The organism is uncultured Arthrobacter sp., assembly GCF_964021775.1.
In the GTDB taxonomy this organism is placed as follows: domain Bacteria; phylum Actinomycetota; class Actinomycetes; order Actinomycetales; family Micrococcaceae; genus Arthrobacter.
The window spans coordinates 1-21,938 of sequence record NZ_CAXHZI010000011.1; the positions used below are offsets into that span (position 1 = coordinate 1).

Here is a 21,938-nt window from a genome sequence, read left to right on the forward strand (position 1 = left end):
ATAAATTGGTATCAACAAACTTGGCACACTATTGAGTTCTCAAACAACAGACACATTCGGATACTTGTCGAAACAATTCACTTCGTGAATATATTTATTTCGCTTTTCTTCGCTGCGATGTTTTCAGCTTATTTCATTCTTTTCTACTTTGCAAACCCGGAAGTTTTTCCGAAATTCACTCTGTAGCAGAGAATCCGCCCAGCAAAATGCGAAGCAATTTCGATTTCCTGCGTTGTGCGCAAGAAGAATTGCTTCTCTTTGTTGGGGGTTTGTCACCACTCAGCGGCGGCGACTCAGAAAACAATACACGCTCCCCTCCGGCCGTGCAAATCGGACAGTGGGAAGCGTGCAGGGGCACCCGGAGAGTGCCACGGGCCGGCCGGAGCCGGCCCGAAAAAGGAGTGGCGGCTAGGCTCCCGAAACCTCCACGGTGGCAAGGTTCTTCTTGCCGCGGCGCAGCAGCAGGTAGCGCCCATGCAGGAGCTCCCCGGGTGCGATGACGGCCTCGGGGTCGGAGATCTTGGTGTTGTTCACGTAGGCACCACCCTCCCCCACGGTCCGCCGGGCCGCAGACTTGCTGTCGGACAACCCGGTCGCCACCAGAAGATCGATGATCCCGAGTCCGGAGCCGTCCACGGTCGCGGAAGGCAGTTCCGCCGTGGCGGCCCGGAGGCTCTCTGCGTCCAGGGCGGCGAGGTCCCCGCCGCCGAACACGGCAGCGGACGCGGCAATGACCTTTTCGGTGGCCTCGACGCCGTGCACCAGTGAGGTGACCTCGTAGGCAAGCTTCCGCTGGCCTTCGCGGGCGAAGGGCCGCTCCGCTACCGAGGCTTCGAGTGCTTCGATCTCTGCACGGCTGAGGAAGGTGAAGACTTTGAGCCGGGCGGCGACGTCGGCGTCGGCGGTGTTGAGCCAGAACTGGTAGAAGGCGTACGGGCTGCACATTTCTGCGTCCAGCCAGATCGCATTGCCCTCGCTCTTGCCGAACTTGGTGCCGTCCGCGTTGGTGATCAGCGGCGTGCCCAGAGCGTGGACGTGTTTGCCCTCCACCTTGCGGATCAGGTCGGTGCCACTGGTGAGGTTGCCCCACTGGTCCGAACCGCCGGTCTGCAACACGCAGCCGTAGTCGCGGAACAGCTGCAGGTAGTCCATGCCCTGCAGGATCTGGTAGCTGAACTCGGTGTAGCTGATCCCCTCATCCGAGTTCAGGCGCGTGGCAACGATGTCCTTCTTGATCATGGTGCCCACGCGGAAGTGCTTACCGATGCCGCGCAGGAAATCAATGGCACTCAGCGGGGCGGTCCAGTCGAGGTTGTTCACCATCCGGGCCGCGTTGTCCCCTTCAAAGCTGAGGAAGCGCTGGACCTGGCCCTGCAACCGGCCCACCCATTCCGCCACGGTTTCCGGGGTGTTGAGCACCCGTTCCGCGGTCTGCCGGGGATCACCGATCAATCCGGTGGAGCCGCCCACCAGGCCGAGAGGTTTGTGCCCGGCCAGCTGGAGCCGGCGCATGAGCAGCAGCTGCACGAGGTTGCCCAGGTGCAGGCTGGGCGCGGTGGGATCAAAGCCGCAGTAGTACGTCGCGGGAGCGCCCGCAAGCAATTTCTCCAGCTCCGCCTCATCCGTGGAGACGTGGACAAGGCCGCGCCATTTCAGCTCCTGCCAGATGTTGGCGAAGCCGGGGTCGTTCTGCTGGGACTGAAGATCATTTAGCTGGGACACGGAATCTAAGTTAGCAGGATCGCCGCGGCCGGACCGCCCCGCTGCAGCTCGTGACGGATCGGCACCCGTCGCCGCATCCTCCTGGCGAACCAGTGGAGCGGCGGCAAGACACAGGGGCGGGCAGGCGCCCTACTCTTCGATGCCGGCCGGCACGGGCGCGGCCGCGATGAGGCGCAGCCGCTGGGTGGGGCGGGTCATTGCGACGTAGAGATCACCCACCCTGCCGTGCTCGTGGTTGAGCATGGCTGACGGTTCCAGAACGACGACCCCGTCGAACTCCAGCCCCTTGGCCTCACGGGGGCTGATCACCACAATGTCCTGCTCGTAGCTGCCGGCGCCGGTGCCGACCCGGCGGCCGTACGCGGCGCGCAGCGCGGCAGTGGCCTCCGGCAGGAGCCCGCCGTCGGCAATCACGGCCAGCAGGCCGCCGTCGAGCGCGTCCAGTTCCTCCGGGAGGACCTCGAGGAGCCGGCCGACGATCGCACCGGCCTCGACCCGGTCGATCACCGGCGACCAGCGGCCCTCCCTCACGGCCTTGGGCGCGGAGACGACAAGCCCGGCGGCGTTGGCCATCCGCGCTGCCGCCTCGGCGATCTGCGACGGGGTGCGGTAGTTGACGGTGAGTTCTTCAAGCTGCCAGCGGTCGCCGAACATCGGGGCCAGGGCGCTCTGCCAGGACTTCGCCCCGGCGACCGAGCTGGTCTGGGCGATGTCACCGACGATCGTGAAGGACTTCAGCGGGCAGCGCCGGACCAGCAGCCGCCACTGCATGGGCGAGAGTTCCTGCGCCTCGTCCACCACAATGTGCCCGAAGGCCCAGGTGCGGTCGCTGGTGGCTCGCTCGGCTGCGGTCAGCCGCGCCTCGCGTTCCTGGTTCTGGTCCACCAGTTCTTCGGCCGAGATGAGGACATCCACACCGGCCGTTTCCATGTTGACGAGGGTTTGTTTGGCGTTGGCCAGGTCGCGGGCGCGGTCGTGCTCCTGCTGGGCCAGCCCCCGGCCGGCGGCCGGATCGAGTTCGCCGAGCAGTTCGGCGGCCTCGTCCAGCAGCGGGACGTCGGCCTCGGTCCACGGCGATCCGGCAGGCCGGAGCAGCAGGGCGCGTTCGGCGTCGCTGAGGTTGGGAGTGCACGCCGCCAGGATGGCGGGCTTGCTCAGCAGCTCCCCCACCAGTTTTTCCGGGGTCATCGGCATCCAGCACAGGTTCAGGGCCACCCGGACGTCACGCGCCGAACGGACGTCTTCGGCAAGGTAGGACCGGTCGGCGTTGTTTCCGATGCTGCCGGCCTCGACCAATTCGGTCATCTGCTCGGTCAGTTCGCGCAGCAGGATCTTGACGAAGGAGACCCGTGCCTCGTTGTGCGGCTTCCCGGTGGCGCGTGCCTTCTCCCGCGCCCGGCGGACCTGCCGCGGGGTCAGCACAAGCTTGCGGCCATCCACTTCGAGGATGCGGTTCTCGGCCGGGACCCGCTGCCGGTTGGCGACCGCGTTCGCCACCACCTCGGCCATGTCGAGCCGGCCCTTGATGGCCGCCACGTCGGAATCGTCTTCGGCGACGGCGTGGATGCCGGGCATCAGACGGCCCAGGCTGGCCATCACCACACCGGTTTCGCCGAGGGACGGCAGCACCCGTTCGATGTAGTTCATGAACGACGATGACGGCCCCACCAGCAGCACGCCGGCGGTCTTGAGCCGGTCGCGGTGGGTGTAGAGCAGGTAGGCGGCACGGTGCAGGGCGACGGCGGTCTTGCCGGTGCCGGGTCCGCCCTGGACCACAAGCGCTCCCGAGATGGACGAGCGGATGATTCGGTCCTGCTCGGACTGGATGGTGCCGACGATGTCCGACATCCGGCCGGTGCGTTTGGAATTCAGGGCGGCAAGCAGCGCGCCCTCTCCCTGCAGCGAATCGTTGTCGGCCAGCAGGTCGGCGTCGAGCACGTCATCCTCGATCGCCTTGACCTGGCGGCCCTGCAGAATCAGGTGCCGGCGGCGGCGTACGCCCTGCCGGTCGAAGGCGGTGGCCTGGTAGAAGTGGCCGGCTTCGGGTGCCCGCCAATCCACCATCAACCGCTGCAGGTCCTCGGTGGTCAGGCCGATGCGGCCGATGTACTGGGCCTCGCCGGAGTCGAGGTCGAGGCGGCCGAACACGAGGCGGTCGTCGACGGCGTCGAGCTGGGCGAGGCGGTCCTCGTAGAGAGCGGCGAACGCGTCCCGCTCGGAGACGTTCTGCATGGTGCCCACGGCACCCGCGCGGCGTACCTGGGCGAGCTGGGCGCGCTTTTCCGCCCGCAGCTCATCCAGCCGGGCATAAAGTCCGGCCACATAGTCGCGTTCATGGGCCAAATCAGCGTCGTGCATCGAACGTTCCCCTATCGAAAAAGACAGACCAACCATTCTACAGCGATTTCGAGCATCGCTCCCCAAATATGTCGGTTTTCTTCAGGCCTCGCTTTTGTCAGGCATTCTACCGAGGTGGCCGCGACCGTCCACCCGGCTGTCAGCCCGCTGCTCACCGTCCGGCGACGGGGATCCCTACAGGCTCAGCAGCGAGTGCACCCGGTGTCCCGCCAGGGCGTCCCGCCCGTTCAGCTCTCCGAGCTCCATCACCACGCCGACGCCGGCCACCTCGACGCCGCAGCGTTCGAACAGCCTGGCGGCTGCGCCCAGGGTGCCGCCGGTGGCGAGGACGTCGTCGAGGATGAGCACCCGGGTGCCCGGCACCAGGTCCGAGCTGTGCAGTTCAAGGGTGGCGGTGCCGTATTCCAGGGAGTAATCCTCGGAGACCACCTCGCGGGGCAGTTTGCCCGCCTTGCGGACTGTCACGACGCCGGTGTCCGTGGCGTAGGCGGCGGCCGCGGCCAGCAGGAAGCCGCGGGCTTCCACCCCGGCGACGGCGTCGAACTGCCCGCGGAAGGGTTCAACCAGCGCATCGACCATGGCCTTGAGCGCAACGCCGTCGGCGAAGACCGGGGTGAGGTCCTTGAAGACAATCCCGGGCTTTGGGTAGTCCAGGACGGTGGCACACAGGCTGGTGATCAGCTCATCCACCGGAATTGCGTTGCTGGTCTGGGGCTGGGCCTGCTCGCTTTGTTTCACCCATCAATCGTACTGGCTGGTACTAGACGGCCGGCTCTGGCCGCCGGCCGGCCCGGGTGGCCCGCCTTCCCCGCCTGCCGTGCGCGGGGATTTCAAGAGGTTATTGGCCATTCCGTACCGGACCAGCTCCAGCGCTGCTGAGAGCGCCCGTTCCGCGTCGAACCGGGCCGCTGCCGCGGCACTCAGGCGGACGGTGTCGTTGGCCCAGGCGGAGCGGTGGAAGCGGTCCGCGTCGCCGTGCAAAAGCCGGCCGTACAGAACGTCTTCGAAACGGTCCGGCCCTTCGTCCGGCGCGGGACCTTCACCCGGCCCTTCGTCCGGCGCGGGACCTTCACCCGGCGCAACGTGCTGACGGCCCTGGACCATCTCGGGGGTGAACAGAGCGACGACGCCGTCGGCCCCCTCCGCGAGGTGGCGGTCCGCCGAGTAGTTGCAGAGGCGGAGCGCCCGCACCACGAGCTTGAGCGAGACGTGTTCATCGCGGACGATGAATTTACGCAGCAGCGCCGCCCTGAAGAGCTCAAGCCAGCGCCGGCGCTCCGCCTCGGCCGAGTGCACCGGCGGCTCCCCGTCGGGCTCGAAGAGGGCCACCATCGAAAAGTACTCTGTGGCCAGCTCCTGGAAAATCTCCAGCCTCTCGAGCTCACTGCCCGGTTTCCCGCGTTTTCCTTCGCCCATCAGCTGTCATCTCCCTTCGCCGCCGGCGCCGCGCCCCGGATGGCCGCTACGCCGTCCGGACCTTCGCGGCTTTGTAGCGGGAGACGGTCGGGTCGCCGCTGAGCCAGAACCGCCAGGGATAGTCGTCGCTGCCGCCGGCGCCGGAGACGCCCACCCTCGGCCCGAAGCTGATTGCCGACGCCGGTTCGTCCGGCAGCTCCAGCCGGAACGGGGCGCCGAGCGCATCGCGGCCGCTGTCCGCCGTCGTCAGTCCCAGGGCCGTCGCGAAGCGGGCGGGCCCGCTGGCAAGGTCCTTCGGCGCTTTCGACGTCGGCCGCCGGGAGAGGGCCAGCTCCTCGCCGGCGACCACCTCGCCGGCGCGCAGGAGCAGCGCGGAGGCCACTCCCTCGGGGCCGCAGACAATGTTGGCGCAGTGGTGCATGCCGTAAGTGAAGTACACGTAGAGATGCCCGGCGGGGCCGAACATCGGGGCGTTCCGCCGGGTCTGGCCGCGGAACGTGTGCGAGCCGGGATCCGGATGCAGCGAATCCTCCGGCCCCAGGTAGGCCTCGACCTCGGTGATCCGCACGGCCACCGGCCCGCCGTGGCTCTCGTGCGTCAGCACCGCGCCAAGCAGCAGCGGCGCAACGGTGCGCGCATCGGCGGACAGCAGCCCGCGCAGGGCCTCGGGCGTCACGCTGGAATCCATTCCCCGACTTTAACAAACCCCTTCCTCCCCGGAGTAGCGGCCCCTCCACGGCGGTGTCCGATTTCCGCTAGCGGGGGCGGACGCGGGCTGGCAGGATGGAGCCATGGACTTTTGGCAGCGCTACCGGGCAATCGATGCCCGGGACCCCCGTTTCGACGGGCAGTTCTACACCGCTGTCCGCACCACCGGAATCTACTGCCGGCCGTCCTGCCCGGCACGGACCCCCAAAGCCGGCAACGTCACCTTCTACGAGACCTCGGCCGCCGCCCACGACGCCGGCTACCGGGCGTGCAAACGCTGCCTGCCCGAGGCGGTGCCCGGCACTCCGGCATGGAATGTCCGCTCCGACATCGCGGGCCGGGCCATGCGGCTGATCAACGATGGTGTGATTAACCGCGACGGCGTGGAGGGGCTCGCTGCGCGACTGGGCTACTCCTCGCGGCAGCTCAACCGGATCCTCAGCCATGAACTTGGCGCCGGTCCCCTGTCGCTGGCACGGGCCAGCCGGGCCCAGACCGCCCGGACGCTGCTGGTCTCCACCTCGATGAAGGCCGCCGATATCGCGTTCGCCGCGGGCTTCAGCAGCGTCCGCCAGTTCAACGAGACCATCGCCGAGGTCTTCGCCATGACGCCCTCGGCGCTGCGGGCCACGGCGCGGCACCCGCAGGCGCCGGGCCGCACCGCGGTGGCCTCCACGGCCCTGGCCCTGAACCTGCCCTACCGGGAGCCCTTTGATCCGGGGGTGTTCGGCTTCCTGGCCGTGCGCGCCATCCCGGGGATCGAGGAGGGGACGGCCACGTCCTATGCCCGTACCCTACGGCTGTCCCACGGGGACGCGCGCTTCCGGGTGGACTACGACGTCGATGCGCCGGGACGCCCATTGAAGCTAAGCATCGGTGCCGTGGACCTGCGGGACCTGGCCTCGCTGCTCAGCCGGGTCCGGCGGCTGTTGGATCTCGACGCCGACCCGGTCGCCATTGACACGTCCCTCGCCGCCGATCCGCGGCTGGCGGCCAGTGTTGCGGGCGCCCCGGGGATGCGGATGCCCGGGGCCGTGGACCCGCAGGAACTGTTGATCCGCGCCATGGTCGGCCAGCAAATCACCGTGGCGGCGGCGCGGACAGCCCTGGTCCAACTGTCGGCGTGCGGCAGCGAGAGTGTGGTTCCGGCAGACGGCCTGCACCGGATCTTCCCTACACCGGCTGACATTGCGGACACCGGATTCCAGTTGCTCCGCGGACCACAGCGCCGCATCGATTCGATCCGCGGCGCCGCCGCGGCGATGGCGGCGGGCGATCTGGACTTCGGCTACGGCGACGACCTGGCCGGGCTGCAGGCCAAGCTCCTGCCGTTGGCCGGAGTCGGACCCTGGACCGTGGGGTACCTCGCGATGCGGGTGATCGGCGCTCCGGACGTTTTCCTGGCCAACGACGCCGCTGTCCGCAACGGTATCCGCTCGCTGGCGCAGGAATCAGGCATCACCGATAGCGCCGCCGACGAGGCCGGCGACGAGGCGGCTGTCCCCGGCCTGCCGTCCCCCGCTCTCCTGGCCCCCGCTCTTCTGGCCCCCGCTTCGCTCTCTCCCGATTCGCTCTCTCCCGATTTCCGGGAGGTCAGCCCGTGGCGCTCCTACGCCACCATGCACCTCTGGCGCGCGGCCGCAGCAGCCCAGTCCGCGGCGCGGACAAAATCGGCCCGCACCAAGACAACAGCCCTGAAGAAAGTGACGCAATGAAAGCGCAGCTCCTCACCCTGTCCACCCCGGATGGCCCGTTCACCATCATTGCCCGCGACGGCGCCGTCCTGGCCTCGGGCTGGACCGCGGTACCCGGCGAACTCACCGGCCAGATCCATGCCGACCTGCTGCCCGAGGGCTACGAGACGGTCCCGGACCTGGGCAGCATCTCGGCCGCCGTCGAGCACTTTTATGCCGGTGATCCCGGCGCCGCGATGGAGGTGCCGGTGCTGCAGAAATCCGGCCCCTTCCGCAGCCATGCCTGGGACATGCTCCGGACCGTGGCCGCAGGCAGTCCCGTGACCTACACCGAATACGCTGAGCTCTCCGGCAACGCCAAAGCCGTCCGCGCGGCGGCCAGCGCCTGCGCCTTCAACGCGGCCGCCCTGTTCGTGCCCTGTCACCGCGTGATCCGCACCGACGGGAGCCTGGGCGGGTTCCGCTGGGGGCTCGCCATCAAGGAAAGCCTGCTGTCCCGGGAACGCGAGGCGGCGCTGCTCGAAACCGCGCCGAGGTGACATTTGGCGCCAATGTTTCGTCAGAAGATCGGCGTCAAATGTCACCTCGGCGGAAGTGTCAGCGGGTGACGGGCACCCCGGCGGGCCACGGCAGCAGCTCCGGAAGGTCCACGCCGTCGGCCGCTGCGGTGGCGCGCAGGCTCCCCAGGGTGGGGGTCCGGCCGGCCAGCCACGCGGCGATGTCGGTGAGCATGCCGTTAATGGCGGTCGAGCGTCCGCCGGCGGCACCGATCGTGACGGAGGGCAGACCCAGCGGCTGCAGCACGAACCGCTCCCCCTCGGGCACCCGGGCAGCCAGGAAGTCGAAGAGGTGTTCGCAGAACGGTTTGCTCCAGGTTTCGGGGCCGCGGCCGGTGCCGAGGTCGGTGGCGTGGATGGTGAGCTCGCGCCAGAGCGCCAGGCCGCCGTCGAACACCACGCCACCGCGGTAGCTGATGGGTTCCTGCCAACCTGCCGCATCGAGTGCCCCGAACGCCGTGAGTGCGCGCTCGAAGGCGGCGGCCACGGCCGCCCGGTGCTCCTCGGCGCTGTGGCCGGCCGCCAGTTCGATGGCGCGGGTGCGTCCTTCGAAGCCGCCGTCGTAGAGTTCGATGCTTTCGCCGCGGGCGGCGTATTCGGCCTGGCGGGCCATCGCGTTGCCGATTCCGGTGAGGTGGGCCAGCACGTGCCCGCGGGTCCAGCCCGGGAGCTCGGACGGCGCCTGGACATCCTGGTCGCCCAGTTTGACGGCGATTCCGGTCACGACGTCGGCGGCGCGGCGGAGTTCCTCGAGCAGGTTTTCAGGGGTGATTGAGGTCATGGCGCCCATCCTAACGGAGCGTCCGGATTAATCGCGGCTAACTGGGCCGGCCGTCCTGGCCGGGCCCATAACGGTGCCGGATGTGCCGCCGGTCGTGCCGCGCCTGCCAGAATTCGAGTTCGCGGGGCCGGAGCGCGTAGAGCTGCCAGCTGGGGTTCGCGCTGCCGTCGGCGCCGGGCCGATCGTGCCAGTCGACGGCGGAAGCTTCCGCGGAGAGTTCCACGACCTCGCCGGCCACGCGGACCTGGCGGCCCTGCTGCTGCCAGAAGAAGTTCAGCGCGGCGTGCGGGTTATCCGCCAGTTCCCGGCCTTTGCGCGACAGGCGGGACGTCGCGAAGTGCCAGCCGTCATCGTCGATGTCCTTGAGGATCAGCATCCGCGAGGACGGCCGGCCGAGCGCGTCGGCCGTAGCCAGACTGCAGGCGTTCGGCTGCGGGACGCCTGCCGCCAGGGCCTCCGCGAGCCACTGCCGGAACAGCTCGGCGGGATCCGCGGGCGCCTGCTCCGGGTCGAAGTCCGGGAGCGCGTCGGGGAAGTCGGGCAGGACGCGCAGGAACTGGCGGAACGATTCGCTCATCCACCCACCTTAAACGCCGCGAGATGACATTTCGCGGCAGTGTTATCGGAAAACATTGCCGCGAAGTGTCATCTCGCGGATGTCGAAGAGTTAGCCGGCGTAGGCGCGCACGGCCTCGAGCTCTGCCTCGAGGGCCAGCAGCTGGCGCTCGACGGCGGCCGGCGCGGTGCCGCCCTGCGAGTTCCGGCTGTTGAGCGAGCCTTCGGTGGACAGCACGGTGCGGACGTCCGGCGTCAGGTGCTCCGAGATGGCGGCGTATTCCTCGTCCGTCAGGTCCCAGAGTTCGACGTCGCGGCTTTCGGCCTGCTTCACCGCGGCGCCGGAGAGCTCATGCGCCTCGCGGAACGGCACGCCCTGCCGGACCAGCCATTCGGCGATGTCCGTGGCCAGCGCGAAGCCCTGCGGTGCCAGGGATTCCATCCGCTCGGTGTTGAACTTCAGCGTCGCAATCATGCCGGAGACGGCCGGAAGCAGCAGCTCCAGGGTGTCCGCGGCGTCGAAGACCGGTTCCTTGTCCTCCTGCAGGTCGCGGTTGTACGCGAGCGGCAGGCCCTTGAGGGTGGCGAGCAGCCCGGTCAGGTCACCGATCAGCCGGCCGGCCTTGCCGCGGGCGAGTTCGGCCACGTCCGGGTTCTTCTTCTGCGGCATGATCGAGGAGCCGGTGGAGTAGGAATCGTGCAGGGTCACGAAGGAGAACTCCTTGGTGGCCCAGAGGATCACTTCCTCCGACACCCGGGACAGGTCCACGCCGATCATGGCCGACACCCAGGCGAACTCGGCGAAGACGTCGCGGGAGGCGGTGCCGTCGATCGAGTTGTGCGTGGCCGAGTTGAAGCCGAGGTCCGCCGCGACCGCTTCCGGGTCGAGGCCCAGCGAGGAGCCGGCGAGGGCGCCGGAGCCGTAGGGCGAGACGCCGGCGCGCTTGTCCCAGTCGGCCAGCCGCTGCACATCGCGCAGCAGCGCCCAGGCGTGGGCCAGCAGATGGTGGCTGAGCAGCACCGGCTGGGCGTGCTGGAGGTGCGTGCGGCCGGGCATGGCCACCCCGCGGTGCTCCTTGGCCTGGCCGACCAGCGCATCGATCGTGGCGAGTACGCCGCGGGCGATGATCCGTGCGTGGTCACGCAGGAACATCCGGCCCAGCGTGGCCACCTGGTCGTTGCGGGAGCGGCCGGCGCGGAGCTTGCCGCCCAACTGGGTGCCGGCACGCTCGATCAGGCCGCGTTCCAGCGAACCGTGCACATCCTCGTCCGATTCGGCCGGGGTGTACGCGCCGGAGGCGACGTCCGCGTCCAGCCGGCCCAGGGCGTCGAGCATGCCTTCCAGCTCGGCGTCGTCCAGCAGCCCGGCCTTGTGCAGCACGCGGGCGTGCGCCTGGGACCCGGCAATGTCGTAGCGGGCCAGCCGCCAGTCAAAGTGCGTGGACTTGCTCAGCGCGGCAAGGGCGTCCGCGGGGCCGCCGGCGAACCGGCCGCCCCAGAGCGCACCTGTGTTCGTCGCCTCGGACTTGGTGGTTTCCGACTCAGCCACGCGGGCTACTTTCCTGCGACGCGGATGTCGCGGCCGGAGGCAACCTTGGCGGACATGCCCCACAGCTCGATGAAGCCGCGCGCCATCGACTGGTCGAAGGTGTCGCCGGTGTCGTAGGTGGCGAGATCGAAGTCGTAGAGCGAGGTCTCGGAGCGGCGTCCGTTGACGATCGCCTGGCCGCCGTGCAGGACCATGCGGATGTCGCCGGAGACGTAGCGCTGGGTGTCTTCGATGAAGGCGTCCAGGGAGCGCTTGAGCGGGGAGAACCACTGGCCGTCGTAGACCAGCTCGGACCAGCGCTGGCCGACCGTGGCCTTGAAGCGGGCCTGCTCGCGCTCGATCGTGATGTCCTCAAGGTGCTTGTGCGCGGTGATCAGCGCCATCGCTCCCGGGGCCTCGTAGATTTCGCGGGACTTGATGCCAACGAGGCGGTCCTCGACGACGTCGATCCGGCCGACGCCCTGGGCGCCGGCGCGGCGGTTCAGTTCCTTGATGGCCTGCAGCGGGGTGACCTTGACGCCGTCGATCGCGACCGGCACGCCGGCTTCGAAGGAGATGGTGACCTCATCCGGGGCCGGCGGGAACTCCGGGGTGGCGGTGTAGTCGTAGATGTCCTTGGTGGGGGCGTTCCAGATGTCCTCGAGGTAGCCGGTCTCGACGGCGCGGCCCCAGACGTTCTGGTCGATCGAGTACGGGTTCTTCTTGGTGGTCTCGATCGGCAGCCCCTTTTCCTCGGCGAAGGCGATGGCCTTGTCGCGGGTCAGGGCGAGGTCGCGGACCGGGGCGATGCACTTCAGGTCCGGGCCGAGGGTCTGGATGCCGACCTCGAAGCGGACCTGGTCGTTGCCCTTGCCGGTGCAGCCGTGGGCCACCGTGGTGGCGCCGAATTCGCGGGCAGCCTTGACCAGGTGCTTGACGATCACCGGGCGGGAGATCGCGGAAACCAGCGGGTAGTGGCCCTGGTAGAGGGCGTTCGCCTTCAGCGTGGGCATGCAGTATTCGTTCGCGAACTCATCCGACGCGTCGGCCACGTAGGCTTCGACGGCGCCGCAGCCCAGGGCACGCTGGCGGATGGTCTCCAGCGACTCGCCGCCCTGTCCGACGTCGACCGCCACGGCAATGACCTCGGCGCCGGTCGCTTCACCGATCCAGCCGATGGCTACGGAAGTATCCAGGCCACCGGAGTAGGCCAGCACAATACGCTCAGTCACTTCAAATGCTCCTTAGTTGTTGGGTTCTTGGGGTCTCTAGTGAAAGTTCACAGATGGGTCTCACTGGCCGGCTTCTTCGGCCAGCTGCAGGAAGCGGGCGGCGACGGCGGCGCCGCCGGCCGGGTCGCGGGTGACCATCAGCACGGTGTCGTCCCCGGCGATGGTGCCGAGGATCGAGGGCATCACCGAGTGGTCGATCGCGAGGGCCAGGAAGTTCGCGGCGCCCGGCGGGGTCCGGAGCACCACGAGATTCGCGGACGCCTCGGCCGTGACGAGCAGTTCACCGCAGAGCCGCGCGAGCCGGGCGTCGAGGATTTCCTGGGTCACGCCGCTTTTGGCCGCGCGTTCCCCGCCCTCCCCCGGCACGGCGTACACCAGCACACCTTCCTTGCCGCGGACCCGGACAGCGCCGAGCTCCACGAGGTCGCGGGACAGCGTGGCCTGGGTGACCTGGACGCCGTCGTCCGCGAGCAGCGCCGCCAGCTCGGCCTGCGAGCGGACGGATTCACCGGTGAGGATCGCGGTGATCCGCGCCTGCCGGGCCGTTTTGGTGGCCGGACTGGCCCCCTGGGCGGCGGGCTGGACGGACATCAGTCCAGCCCGTCCACCGGCGCCAGCCCATCAACCACGGCCAGACCGGAGCGGTGCATGAGCCAGGCCATCAGGGCCTTCTGCGCATGCAGCCGGTTCTCCGCCTCGTCCCAGACCACGGACTGCGGGCCGTCGATCACGCCGGCGGAGATTTCGTAGCCGCGGTACGCCGGGAGGCAGTGCAGCACGACGGCGTCCGGCGCGGCGAGCTGCATCGCATCCTCGTCCACGGAGTACTCGCGGAAAAGCTGCAGCCGGGCTTCCTTCTCGTCTTCCTGGCCCATCGAGACCCAGGTGTCGGTGGCGACGACGTCGGCTCCGCGGAGCGCCTCGGCGGCGTCAACCGTGACCAGCACGGAGCCGCCGGTTTCCGCGGCGCGCTCCTCCGCGGCGGCGACGATCTCCGCAGCGGGCAGGTAGCCCTCAGGGCCGGAGATGCGCACGTGCATGCCCGCGGTGACGCCGGCCAGCAGGTAGGAGTTGGCCATGTTGTTGGCGGAGTCGCCGAGGTAGCTCATAGTGAGGCCCGCCAGCGTGCCCTTGTGTTCCTTGATGGTCAACAGGTCGGCAAGGAGCTGGCAGGGGTGGTAGTCATCGCACAGGGCGTTGATCACCGGGACGTGGGCGTTCCCGGCCATTGCGACGAGGCCGGCGTGCGCGCCGGTCCGCCACACGATGGTGGAGACCATGCGTTCGAGCACCTTGGCGGTGTCCTCCACCGACTCCTTGTGGCCGATCTGGGCTTCGCCCGGGTTGATGATCAGGGCGTTGCCGCCCATGTCGGCGATGCCGGTGGCGAAGGAGACCCGGGTGCGGGTGGAGGTCTTGTCGAAGATCACGGCCACGGTCTTGCGGCCGCTGCCTTCCGCGGCGAAGGGCTGGACGCTGTACGGGGCGGCCTTCATCCGGACGGCGAGGTCCAAAACCTCGGCCTGCTCGGCCGGGGAGAGGTCCGTGTCCTTGAGGAAGTGGCGGGTGGGCACCGATGCGGTCATGGAGGCGGTCACTGGGCGTCCTTTGCGGTCTGGAGGAGGGCCGGCAGCGCGGCGAGGAAACGGTCGGCCTGGGCTTCGGTCAGGATCAGCGGCGGCGCGAGGCGGATGGTGTGCGGACCGGGGCTGTTGACGATGAACCCGGCGTCCAGCCCGGCGGCGACGACGGCGGGAGCCACGTCGGCGTCGAGGTCGAAGCCGATCAGCAGGCCTTCGCCGCGAACCTCGGTGACGCCGTCGATCCCGGCGAGGCCGGTGCGCAGGTGCTCCCCCACCTCCCGGACGTGGGCGAGGACCTGCTGGTTCTCCAGCACGTGCAGGGTGGCCAGGGCCGCCGCGGTGGCCACCGGGTTGCCGCCGAATGTCGTGCCGTGCTGGCCGGCGGACAGCAGTGCGGAAACTTCGGGGCCGAAAGTGAGCAGGGCACCGATCGGGAAGCCGCCGCCCAGGCCCTTGGCGAGGGTCACGGCGTCGGGGACGATGCCGGTGTCCTCGCTGGCCAGCCACTTCCCGGTGCGGCCGATGCCGGTCTGGACCTCGTCCAGGATCAGCAGGGCGCCGGCGGCGCTGGTGGCTTCGCGGGCCGCCCGGAGGTACCCGGCGGGCAGCGGGCGGACGCCTGCTTCGCCCTGGATCGGTTCGAGGAAAACGGCGGCGGTGGTGTCGTCAATCGCGGCGCGGAGGGCGTCGATGTCACCGAAGGGCACGTGCACGACGCCGCCGGGCAGCGGTGCGAACGGCGCCCGGTAGGCCTCCTTGGAAGTCAGCGCCAGGGCGCCCATGGTGCGGCCGTGGAAGGCGCCTTCGAGGGCGATGATTTTGGTCCGCGGTTTAGCCTCCGAACCGGAGTTCCGCCTTGCCAGCTTGAACGCCGCTTCGACGGCCTCGGTACCGGAGTTGGCGAAGAACACCTTGGAGCCGGCCGGCGCCTGGGAAATTTCCAGCAGCTTCTCAGCCAAAGCAATCTGGGTGGGACTGGTGAAGAAGTTGGAGACGTGGCCCAGGGTGGACAGCTGGCTGGAGATCACCGAGGTGACGAAGGGGTGGGCGTGCCCCAGCGCGTTGACCGCGATGCCGCCGAGCAGGTCCAGGTATTCCTTGCCGTCGGCGTCCCAGACGAGGCAGCCGGCGCCGCGGACCAGCACGCGCTGCGGGGTGCCGAAGACGCCGAGCAGCGAGGAGGAGTAGCGCGACAGCCAGTCGGCTCCGCTACTGCTCGGGACAATTGTGGTTGCGGCGGCCTCCGCAGCGATGGGGGCCCCGCCCGCTTCGCGGTGCCCGACCACACCCGGCCCCCCATCGCTGCTGCGGCCTTCAGCGGAATGGCTCAGTTCAGTGCTGCTCACTATGCGTTCACTTCCTCGTCCGGTACGACCTGCGTGCCGATGCCCGCCGTCGTGAAGGTCTCCAGCAGCATCGAGTGCGGCAGCCGGCCGTCCACGATGTGCGCGCGTTCAACGCCGTCGTCAACCGCTTTCAGGCAGGCCGCCATCTTCGGGATCATGCCGGACTCCAGCCGCGGCAGCATTTCACGCAGCTCCGACGCCGTCAGCGAGGAGATCAGCGAGGACCGGTCCGGCCAGTTGGCGTAAAGGCCCTCGACGTCGGTCAGGATGACCAGTTTGGAGGCCCCCAGGGCGGACGCGACCGCCGCCGCGGCGGTGTCCGCGTTGACGTTGAGCACCTGGCCGGTGGTGGATCCGTCGTCGTGGATTTCCGGCGCGACGGTCGAGATCACCGGGATCCGGCCGGCCGCCACGATGTCCAGGATGCCTTCCGGATTGACGCCCACAACTTCGCCCACCAGGCCCAGGTCCACCTCTTCGCCGTCCACGACGGTGCCGGTGCGGACGGCGCGCAGCAGCCCGCCGTCTTCGCCGGACATCCCGACGGCGTAGGGGCCGTGCGAGTTGATCAGGCCGACGAGTTCGCGGCCCACCTGGCCGGTGAGGACCATGCGGACCACGTCCATGGCTTCGGGCGTGGTGACGCGCAGGCCGCCCTTGAACTCGGATTCGATGCCGAGCCGGCTGAGCATGGCGTTGATCTGCGGGCCGCCGCCGTGCACCACGACCGGGTGGATGCCGACGTGGTGCAGGAAGACGACGTCCTCGGCGAAGGCACGGCGGAGTTCGTCGTTGACCATGGCGTTGCCGCCGTACTTGATCACCATGGTGGTGCCGGCGAAGCGCTGGATCCAGGGCAGCGCCTCGATTAGCGTGCCGGCCTTGCTCTGCGCGTCGGCCATGGAAGTGGTCTCGCGGGTCTGGGTGCTCATGGTGTTCGTCTTTCTGTTCGTCCGTTACCAGACGGCCTAGCTGGAGTAGGCGCTGTTTTCGTGGACGTACTCGTGCGTCAGGTCGTTGGTCCAGATCGTGGCCTCGGCGGCGCCCGCCTGCAGGTCGATCTCGACCAGGACCTCGCGCGGCTCCAGGTCCACGAGGCCGCGGTCCTCGCCGATGCTGCCGTTGCGGCAGATCTGCACGCCGTTCATCGAGACATTCAGCTGGTCCGGTTCGAAGGCCGCGTCGGTGGTGCCCACGGCGGAGAGCACGCGGCCCCAGTTGGGGTCCTTGCCGAAGATAGCCGTCTTGAAAAGGTTGGAGCGGGCCACGGCCCGGCTGACCACTTCGGCGTCCTTCTCGCTCGCGGCGTTGAAGGTGCGGATGGCGATGTCGTGGCTGGCGCCCTCGGCGTCGCCGATCAGTTTGCGGGCCAGTTCCGCGCACACCTGGGTGAGGCCCTTGCCGAAGTCGACGGCGGACGGCACGGCGCCCGAGGCGCCGGAAGCGAGCAGCACCACGGTGTCGTTGGTGGACATGCAGCCGTCCGAATCGGCCCGGTCGAAGGTCACGCGGGTGGCGTCGCGGAGTGCGACGTCGAGCAGTTCGGGCTGGACCTCCGCGTCCGTGGTGAGGACCACGAGCATGGTGGCCAGGCCCGGGGCGAGCATGCCGGCGCCCTTGGCCATCCCGCCGATGGTGAACTCCTTGCCCTCGGCGTCAGTGCCCGTGAAGACCGCCTGCTTGGAGACCGAGTCGGTGGTCATGATTGCGGTGGCCGCTGCCGGGCCGCCGTCGGCGTCCAACGCCGCGGCCGCGGCGCCGATCGCCGGGACCAGCTTGTCCATCGGCAGCTGTTCGCCGATCAACCCGGTGGAGCAGACGAAGATGTCCGTCGCGGAGGCGCCGAGTGCTTCCGCGGTCTTCTCCGCGGTGGTGTGGGTGTTCTGGAAACCCTGCGGCCCGGTGCAGGCGTTGGCGCCGCCGGAGTTGAGGATCACGGCGTCCACGCGGCCGTCTTTGATGACCTCGCGGGACCAGTGCACCGGGGCTGCGGCCACCCGGTTGGAGGTGAAGACGGCGGCGGCTGCCTTGTTGGGCCCGTCGTTGACAACGAGGGCCAGGTCAGGGTTTCCGGAGGCCTTGAGGCCGGCCTTGACGCCGGCAGCCCGGAATCCCTGGGGTGCGGTGATGCTCACGGAGCGACTCCCTGCAGGTTGAGGCCGGCGGTTTCCGCCAGGCCGAGGGCAATGTTCATGGACTGCACGGCGCCGCCGGCGGTCCCCTTGGTGAGGTTGTCGATGGCACAGCTGACGATCACGCGGCCGGTGTGCCCGTCCAGGGCCAGCTGCAGCACGGCGTGGTTGGAGCCCTGCACGGACTTGGTGGAGGGCCACTGGCCTTCCGAGAGCAGGTGGACGAACGGCTCCTCGTCGTAGGCCTCCGCCCAGGCTCGGCGCAGTTCCCCGGCAGTGACACCCGGACGGACTTTCGCGGTGGCCGTGGTGAGGATGCCGCGGCTCATCGGGGCCAGTGTGGGGGTGAAGGACACGGTGACCGGTGCGTTCAGGGCCTTGGACAGTCCCTGCTCGATCTCCGGGGTGTGCCGGTGTCCGCCGCCGACGCCGTACGGGCTCATCGAGCCCATCACTTCGGCGCCGATCAGATTCACCTTCGCGGCCTTGCCGGCTCCGGAAGTACCGGAAGCGGAGACGATCACGACGTCGTCGGCCTGGAGCAGGTGGTTGCTGAAGCCCGGGGTGAGGGCCAGCAGGGCCGACGTCGGGTAGCAGCCGGGGACGGCGATCCGAGTGGCGCCGCGGAGGGCCTCGCGCTGGCCCGGGAGCTCGGGCAGGCCGTAGGGCCAGGTGCCGGCGTGCGGCGAGCCGTAGAACTTCTCCCAGGCCGCGGGGTCCTCCAGCCGGTGGTCCGCGCCGGCGTCGATCACGACCGTGCCGGCGGGAAGCTGCGCGGCGATCTCCGCGGATGCCCCGTGCGGCAGGGCGAGGAACACGACGTCGTGCCCGGCGAGGTTCTCCACGGTGGTGTCTTCAAGGATGCGTCCGGCCAGGCCATGGAGATGCGGCTGCAATTCGCCTAGTCTGGAACCGGCGTTGCTGTGGGCGGTGATGGCGCCGATGGTGACGTCAGGATGACCGGCCAGGAGCCTCAGTACCTCGCCGCCGGCGTAGCCGCTTGCGCCGGAGACGGCAACAGAAATAGTCATAGCACCGAGTATACAGCAAGACTATGCATAGAGCCCGATATTTATGCATGCAGGTGGCCGTGTCCGGATGCTGCCGGCGGCGTCAGCGTATGCTGGATAGAGGGTGATCCAGACCGTGCCGCTGCAAATGCCAGCTGCAACGTTGCCCGTAACAGTTACGAGGCATGCGTTTCATGACCCCCACCACCACACTTTCCGCGGAAACGCCGGCGCGCCCGCAACCGCGCGTCCGTCAGCCCAACGCCGTCGTCCTGAGCTATTCGGAGCTGCTGAAGAGCGTCAAGGCAGCGGGCCTGCTGGAACGCCGCACCGGGTTCTACATCACGGTGTTCTCCGTCCTGGTCCTGCTGATGGCCGCCGCCTGGTTCGGTTTCGCGCTGATCGGTGACAGCTGGTTCCAGCTCCTGATCGCGGCCGCCATTGGCATCCTGTGCACGCAGCTGAGCTTCCTCGCCCACGAGGCCGGACACCGCCAGATCTTCGCCTCGCGCCGCGCCAACGACTGGGCCGCGCGGCTGCTCGCCACCTCCGTGGCCGGCATCAGCTACTCCTGGTGGGAGCAAAAGCACGGTGCGCACCACAACCACCCGAACGTGATCTCCAAGGACCCGGACATCGCCACCGGCGCGATTGCCTTCCACCCCGAAGGCGCCGCCACGCGGCAGGGGCGGTTCTCCTTCCTGACCCGCAAGCAGGGCTGGTTCTTTTTCCCGCTTCTGTTCCTGGTGGGCCTGGGCCTGCAGATCGATTCGGTCAAGTTCATCTTCCAGCGCGCCAAGGTCACACACCGCTGGGTGGAAATCCCGATCCTGGTAGTCCGCCTCAGCCTGCTTCCGGTACTCGCCTTCACGTTCCTGCCCTGGGGCATGGCACTGGCGTTCATCGGCGTCCAGCTCGCCGTCTTTGGTTTCTACATGGGCGCCTCGTTCGCGCCCAACCACAAGGGCATGCCCGTCCTGCCGGCGGACAGCCGGGTTGACTTCTTCAGCCGCCAGGTCCTGACCTCGCGGAACATCTCCGGCGGCCGCTTTATGGACATCCTGCTCGGCGGCCTCAACCGCCAGGCCGAGCACCACCTCTTCCCGGACATGGCCCGGCCCCAGCTGGACAAGGCCGCCGTGATCGTCCGCGAGTTCTGCGCCAAGCACCAGGTCCCCTACACGGAAACCACCCTGCTGCAGTCCTACGGCATCATCGTGCGCTACCTCAACGACGTCGGCCTCGCCGCGGGCCGCCACTTCGAATGCCCGATGGCCACCGTAACCCGGCGTTACTAGCGGCACTACCGACCCGGAGGCTGGCTTCATGCAGGCAGAACAGTGCACCGATCCCGTCGCGTACCACGGCGAAGGTCCGGTCTGGTCCCCTGCCTGGGGCGGTCTGCGCTGGGTGGACATGCTCGCCGGCGACATACTGTCCCTCACGGCATCCGGGTCCGTCACCCGCCGCCACGTCGGCACGATTGCCGCCGCCTTGCGGCCCCGTCAGGGCGGCGGCGCGGTGATCGGCGTCGAGCGCGGTTTTTGCCTTGAAGAGGCGGACGGGACACTCACCCGGCTGGGTGATGTGTGGACCGACGCCGGCGTCCGGATGAATGAAGGTGCCTGCGACCCGGACGGCCGGTTCTACTGCGGTTCGATGGCCTACGACCAGCGCCCCGGCGCCGCCGCGCTGTACAGGCTCGACCCGGACCGCTCAGTTCACCAGGTAGTGCACGGCGTCAGCATTTCCAACGGATTGGACTGGAGCCCGGACGGTTCCCTCGCCTACTACAACGACACGGCAACCCACTCCGTCGCCGTTTTTGACTACGACCGCGACGCCGGCCTGACCGGGCGGCGCATCTTCCTTCGCCTGCCGGACGACGAGCAGCCCGACGGCCTCACGGTCGACGCCGAGGGCGGCGTCTGGGTGGCCGTCAACGGCGCAGGCGAGGTCCGGCGATATTCCCCCGAAGGCCGTCCCGACGGCCTCGTGCAGGTGGCGGCGCGCCAGGTGACCGCCTGCACGTTCGGCGGGCCCGACCTGAACCAGCTGTACATCACGACCTCCCGCGAGAATCTTCAACCCGGGGACGACCCGCTGGCGGGATCCCTTTTCCGGGCCGACCTCGAGGTGGCCGGGCAGGCGGTCCGCGGGTTCGCCGGCTGAGTTCCTGCGGTGCAGATGGAGAGCAAGGTCTTCGATGCCGGCTCAAGGGTGCCTAGGATGGGTTGGGAATCCGGGCCAGGAATTCTCCTCCCCGGAGCGGAGACCTTTCAGAAGGAGACACATGACGCACGCAATTCTCGCCCGTCAGTCCGGCGGGCCCGAGGTCCTCGAGCTCGCCGAAGTTGACCGGCCGGTCCCGGGTCCCGGCCAGCTGCTGATCAAGGTCGCCGCCGTCGGCGTGAACTTCATTGACACCTACAAGCGCAGCGGCGTCTACAAGGTGCAGTACCCGTTCACCCCGGGCTCAGAGGCCTCCGGAACCGTGGAGGAGCTCGGCGACGGCGTGACCGGTTTCGCCGCCGGGGACCGCGTCGCCACCGCCGAGGGCGTCAACTGCTACGCCGGCTACGCCCTCGTGGACGCGGACAAGGCCCTGCCGGTGCCCCGCGGCGTCGACGACTTCACCGCGGCCGCGCTCCCCCTGCAGGGCATCACCGCGCACTACCTAATCAACTCTTCCTTCAAGGTGGAGCCGGGCCAGACCGTGCTGCTGCACGCCGGCGCCGGAGGGGTGGGCCTGCTGCTGATCCAGCTTCTCAAGGCCAGGGGCGCGCACGTCATCACCACCGTCTCCACCGACGAAAAAGAGGCGCTGGCCCGCGGCGCCGGCGCCGACCACGTGCTGCGCTACGACGGCTTCGCCGCGAAAGTGCGCGAACTGACCGACGGTGCGGGCGCGCACGTGGTGTACGACGGCGTCGGGAAAGACACCTGCGACGATTCGCTGGCCGCGCTCCGGATCCGCGGCACCCTGGTGCTTTTCGGCGCCGCGTCCGGTCCGGTGCCGCCGTTCGATCCGCAGCGGCTCAACGCGGGCGGCTCGCTCTACCTGACCCGGCCGACCATCAACCACTTCCTCCGGGATGCACAGGAACGCCGCTGGCGCTCAGACGAACTCTTCGCCGCCGTGGCGGACGGCAGCCTGAAGGTCCGGATTGGGGCCCGCTACGACCTTGCCGACGCCGCCGCGGCCCACACCGACCTGGAGCAGCGCCGCACCACGGGCAAGGTCATCCTGGTCCCCTGATCCGCACGGGAGCGGCACCGGTGTCTTCCGTTCATCTGCCGCGAGGAGAATCACCCT

The 21,938-nt window shown here is 68.8% G+C and carries 20 protein-coding genes; 5 read left to right on the forward strand and 15 right to left on the reverse strand.

Features of this window, described 5'->3' with window-relative positions; genetic code table 11:
- Positions 1-408: 408 nt before the first annotated feature.
- The 5 genes from tyrS to ABIN76_RS10885 form a co-directional block, all read right to left on the reverse strand.
- The gene (gene tyrS / locus ABIN76_RS10865; protein ID WP_346959731.1) at positions 409-1,722 is read right to left on the reverse strand and encodes a tyrosine--tRNA ligase; all 1,314 of its coding nucleotides are present in this window, start codon (positions 1,720-1,722) and stop codon (positions 409-411) included.
- A gap of 129 nt (positions 1,723-1,851) precedes the next feature.
- Positions 1,852-4,080, reverse strand: coding sequence for an AAA family ATPase (locus ABIN76_RS10870; protein ID WP_346959732.1), 2,229 nt, complete (start codon positions 4,078-4,080; stop codon positions 1,852-1,854).
- Positions 4,081-4,254: 174 nt separating this feature from the next.
- Positions 4,255-4,818, reverse strand: coding sequence for an adenine phosphoribosyltransferase (locus ABIN76_RS10875; protein WP_346959733.1), 564 nt, complete (start codon positions 4,816-4,818; stop codon positions 4,255-4,257).
- A 3-nt stretch (positions 4,819-4,821) separates the two neighbouring features.
- On the reverse strand, positions 4,822-5,496 hold the full coding sequence (locus ABIN76_RS10880; RefSeq protein WP_346959734.1) for a hypothetical protein: 675 nt from the start codon (positions 5,494-5,496) through the stop codon (positions 4,822-4,824).
- 46 nt (positions 5,497-5,542) lie between these two features.
- The gene (locus ABIN76_RS10885) at positions 5,543-6,184 is read right to left on the reverse strand and encodes a DNA-3-methyladenine glycosylase (protein ID WP_346959735.1); all 642 of its coding nucleotides are present in this window, start codon (positions 6,182-6,184) and stop codon (positions 5,543-5,545) included.
- A gap of 103 nt (positions 6,185-6,287) precedes the next feature.
- Here ABIN76_RS10885 and ABIN76_RS10890 point away from each other — a divergent pair, with 103 nt between their 5' ends.
- Both ABIN76_RS10890 and ABIN76_RS10895 read left to right on the forward strand, forming a co-directional pair.
- Complete coding sequence (locus tag ABIN76_RS10890) at positions 6,288-7,919, forward strand: AlkA N-terminal domain-containing protein (RefSeq protein WP_346959736.1); 1,632 nt, start codon at positions 6,288-6,290, stop codon at positions 7,917-7,919.
- On the forward strand, positions 7,916-8,437 hold the full coding sequence (locus ABIN76_RS10895) for a methylated-DNA--[protein]-cysteine S-methyltransferase (protein ID WP_346959737.1): 522 nt from the start codon (positions 7,916-7,918) through the stop codon (positions 8,435-8,437). The genes ABIN76_RS10890 and ABIN76_RS10895 overlap by 4 nt, the downstream gene beginning before the upstream one ends.
- 58 nt (positions 8,438-8,495) lie before the next feature.
- Here ABIN76_RS10895 and ABIN76_RS10900 read toward each other — a convergent pair whose 3' ends face one another.
- From ABIN76_RS10900 to argC, 10 genes are all read right to left on the reverse strand, one after another.
- Positions 8,496-9,236: a maleylpyruvate isomerase family mycothiol-dependent enzyme gene (locus ABIN76_RS10900; protein ID WP_346959738.1), complete on the reverse strand. Its 741-nt coding sequence runs from the start codon at positions 9,234-9,236 to the stop codon at positions 8,496-8,498.
- Between the two features lie 37 nt (positions 9,237-9,273).
- Positions 9,274-9,813: a pyridoxamine 5'-phosphate oxidase family protein gene (locus tag ABIN76_RS10905; protein ID WP_346959739.1), complete on the reverse strand. Its 540-nt coding sequence runs from the start codon at positions 9,811-9,813 to the stop codon at positions 9,274-9,276.
- A gap of 90 nt (positions 9,814-9,903) precedes the next feature.
- Positions 9,904-11,340 (reverse strand): argininosuccinate lyase, encoded by a 1,437-nt coding sequence (gene argH, locus ABIN76_RS10910; RefSeq protein ID WP_346959740.1) that lies wholly within the window; start codon positions 11,338-11,340, stop codon positions 9,904-9,906.
- A gap of 5 nt (positions 11,341-11,345) precedes the next feature.
- On the reverse strand, positions 11,346-12,551 hold the full coding sequence (locus ABIN76_RS10915) for an argininosuccinate synthase (protein ID WP_175323273.1): 1,206 nt from the start codon (positions 12,549-12,551) through the stop codon (positions 11,346-11,348).
- A gap of 60 nt (positions 12,552-12,611) precedes the next feature.
- Entirely contained in the window at positions 12,612-13,142 is a 531-nt protein-coding gene (locus ABIN76_RS10920) for an arginine repressor (RefSeq protein WP_346959741.1), read from the reverse strand.
- A complete protein-coding gene (argF, locus tag ABIN76_RS10925; RefSeq protein WP_346959810.1) occupies positions 13,142-14,137 on the reverse strand; it encodes an ornithine carbamoyltransferase in 996 nt (331 codons plus the stop codon). The genes ABIN76_RS10920 and argF overlap by 1 nt, the downstream gene beginning before the upstream one ends.
- Before the next feature lie 8 nt (positions 14,138-14,145).
- Positions 14,146-15,360: an acetylornithine transaminase gene (locus tag ABIN76_RS10930; RefSeq protein ID WP_346959811.1), complete on the reverse strand. Its 1,215-nt coding sequence runs from the start codon at positions 15,358-15,360 to the stop codon at positions 14,146-14,148.
- Positions 15,361-15,479: 119 nt separating this feature from the next.
- A complete protein-coding gene (gene argB / locus ABIN76_RS10935) occupies positions 15,480-16,412 on the reverse strand; it encodes an acetylglutamate kinase (RefSeq protein WP_346959742.1) in 933 nt (310 codons plus the stop codon).
- A gap of 36 nt (positions 16,413-16,448) precedes the next feature.
- Positions 16,449-17,615 (reverse strand): bifunctional glutamate N-acetyltransferase/amino-acid acetyltransferase ArgJ, encoded by a 1,167-nt coding sequence (gene argJ, locus ABIN76_RS10940; RefSeq protein WP_346959743.1) that lies wholly within the window; start codon positions 17,613-17,615, stop codon positions 16,449-16,451.
- A complete protein-coding gene (gene argC, locus ABIN76_RS10945) occupies positions 17,612-18,643 on the reverse strand; it encodes an N-acetyl-gamma-glutamyl-phosphate reductase (protein WP_346959744.1) in 1,032 nt (343 codons plus the stop codon). Before argC ends, argJ begins: the two co-directional genes overlap by 4 nt.
- A 173-nt stretch (positions 18,644-18,816) precedes the next feature.
- Here argC and ABIN76_RS10950 point away from each other — a divergent pair, with 173 nt between their 5' ends.
- From ABIN76_RS10950 to ABIN76_RS10960, 3 genes are all read left to right on the forward strand, one after another.
- A complete protein-coding gene (locus ABIN76_RS10950) occupies positions 18,817-19,920 on the forward strand; it encodes an acyl-CoA desaturase (RefSeq protein ID WP_346959812.1) in 1,104 nt (367 codons plus the stop codon).
- Between the two features lie 28 nt (positions 19,921-19,948).
- Positions 19,949-20,794, forward strand: a complete 846-nt coding sequence (locus tag ABIN76_RS10955) for an SMP-30/gluconolactonase/LRE family protein (protein ID WP_346959745.1) — start codon at positions 19,949-19,951, stop codon at positions 20,792-20,794.
- A 121-nt stretch (positions 20,795-20,915) separates the two neighbouring features.
- Positions 20,916-21,881 carry a quinone oxidoreductase gene (locus tag ABIN76_RS10960; RefSeq protein WP_346959746.1) on the forward strand — a complete coding sequence of 322 codons (966 nt, stop codon included), beginning with the start codon at positions 20,916-20,918 and terminating at the stop codon, positions 21,879-21,881.
- The last annotated feature ends 57 nt before the right edge of the window (positions 21,882-21,938 follow it).

Coding starts and splice junctions, on each gene's coding strand:
- ABIN76_RS10870 (WP_346959732.1), bottom strand. CDS start 4,080: ATGCACGACGCTGATTTGGCCCATGAACGCGACTATGTGGCCGGACTT.
- ABIN76_RS10880 (WP_346959734.1), bottom strand. CDS start 5,496: ATGGGCGAAGGAAAACGCGGGAAACCGGGCAGTGAGCTCGAGAGGCTG.
- ABIN76_RS10885 (WP_346959735.1), bottom strand. CDS start 6,184: ATGGATTCCAGCGTGACGCCCGAGGCCCTGCGCGGGCTGCTGTCCGCC.
- ABIN76_RS10890 (WP_346959736.1), top strand. CDS start 6,288: ATGGACTTTTGGCAGCGCTACCGGGCAATCGATGCCCGGGACCCCCGT.
- ABIN76_RS10895 (WP_346959737.1), top strand. CDS start 7,916: ATGAAAGCGCAGCTCCTCACCCTGTCCACCCCGGATGGCCCGTTCACC.
- ABIN76_RS10900 (WP_346959738.1), bottom strand. CDS start 9,236: ATGACCTCAATCACCCCTGAAAACCTGCTCGAGGAACTCCGCCGCGCC.
- ABIN76_RS10905 (WP_346959739.1), bottom strand. CDS start 9,813: ATGAGCGAATCGTTCCGCCAGTTCCTGCGCGTCCTGCCCGACTTCCCC.
- ABIN76_RS10920 (WP_346959741.1), bottom strand. CDS start 13,142: ATGTCCGTCCAGCCCGCCGCCCAGGGGGCCAGTCCGGCCACCAAAACG.
- argF (WP_346959810.1), bottom strand. CDS start 14,137: ATGACCGCATCGGTGCCCACCCGCCACTTCCTCAAGGACACGGACCTC.
- argB (WP_346959742.1), bottom strand. CDS start 16,412: ATGAGCACCCAGACCCGCGAGACCACTTCCATGGCCGACGCGCAGAGC.
- argC (WP_346959744.1), bottom strand. CDS start 18,643: ATGACTATTTCTGTTGCCGTCTCCGGCGCAAGCGGCTACGCCGGCGGC.
- ABIN76_RS10950 (WP_346959812.1), top strand. CDS start 18,817: ATGACCCCCACCACCACACTTTCCGCGGAAACGCCGGCGCGCCCGCAA.
- ABIN76_RS10955 (WP_346959745.1), top strand. CDS start 19,949: ATGCAGGCAGAACAGTGCACCGATCCCGTCGCGTACCACGGCGAAGGT.
- ABIN76_RS10960 (WP_346959746.1), top strand. CDS start 20,916: ATGACGCACGCAATTCTCGCCCGTCAGTCCGGCGGGCCCGAGGTCCTC.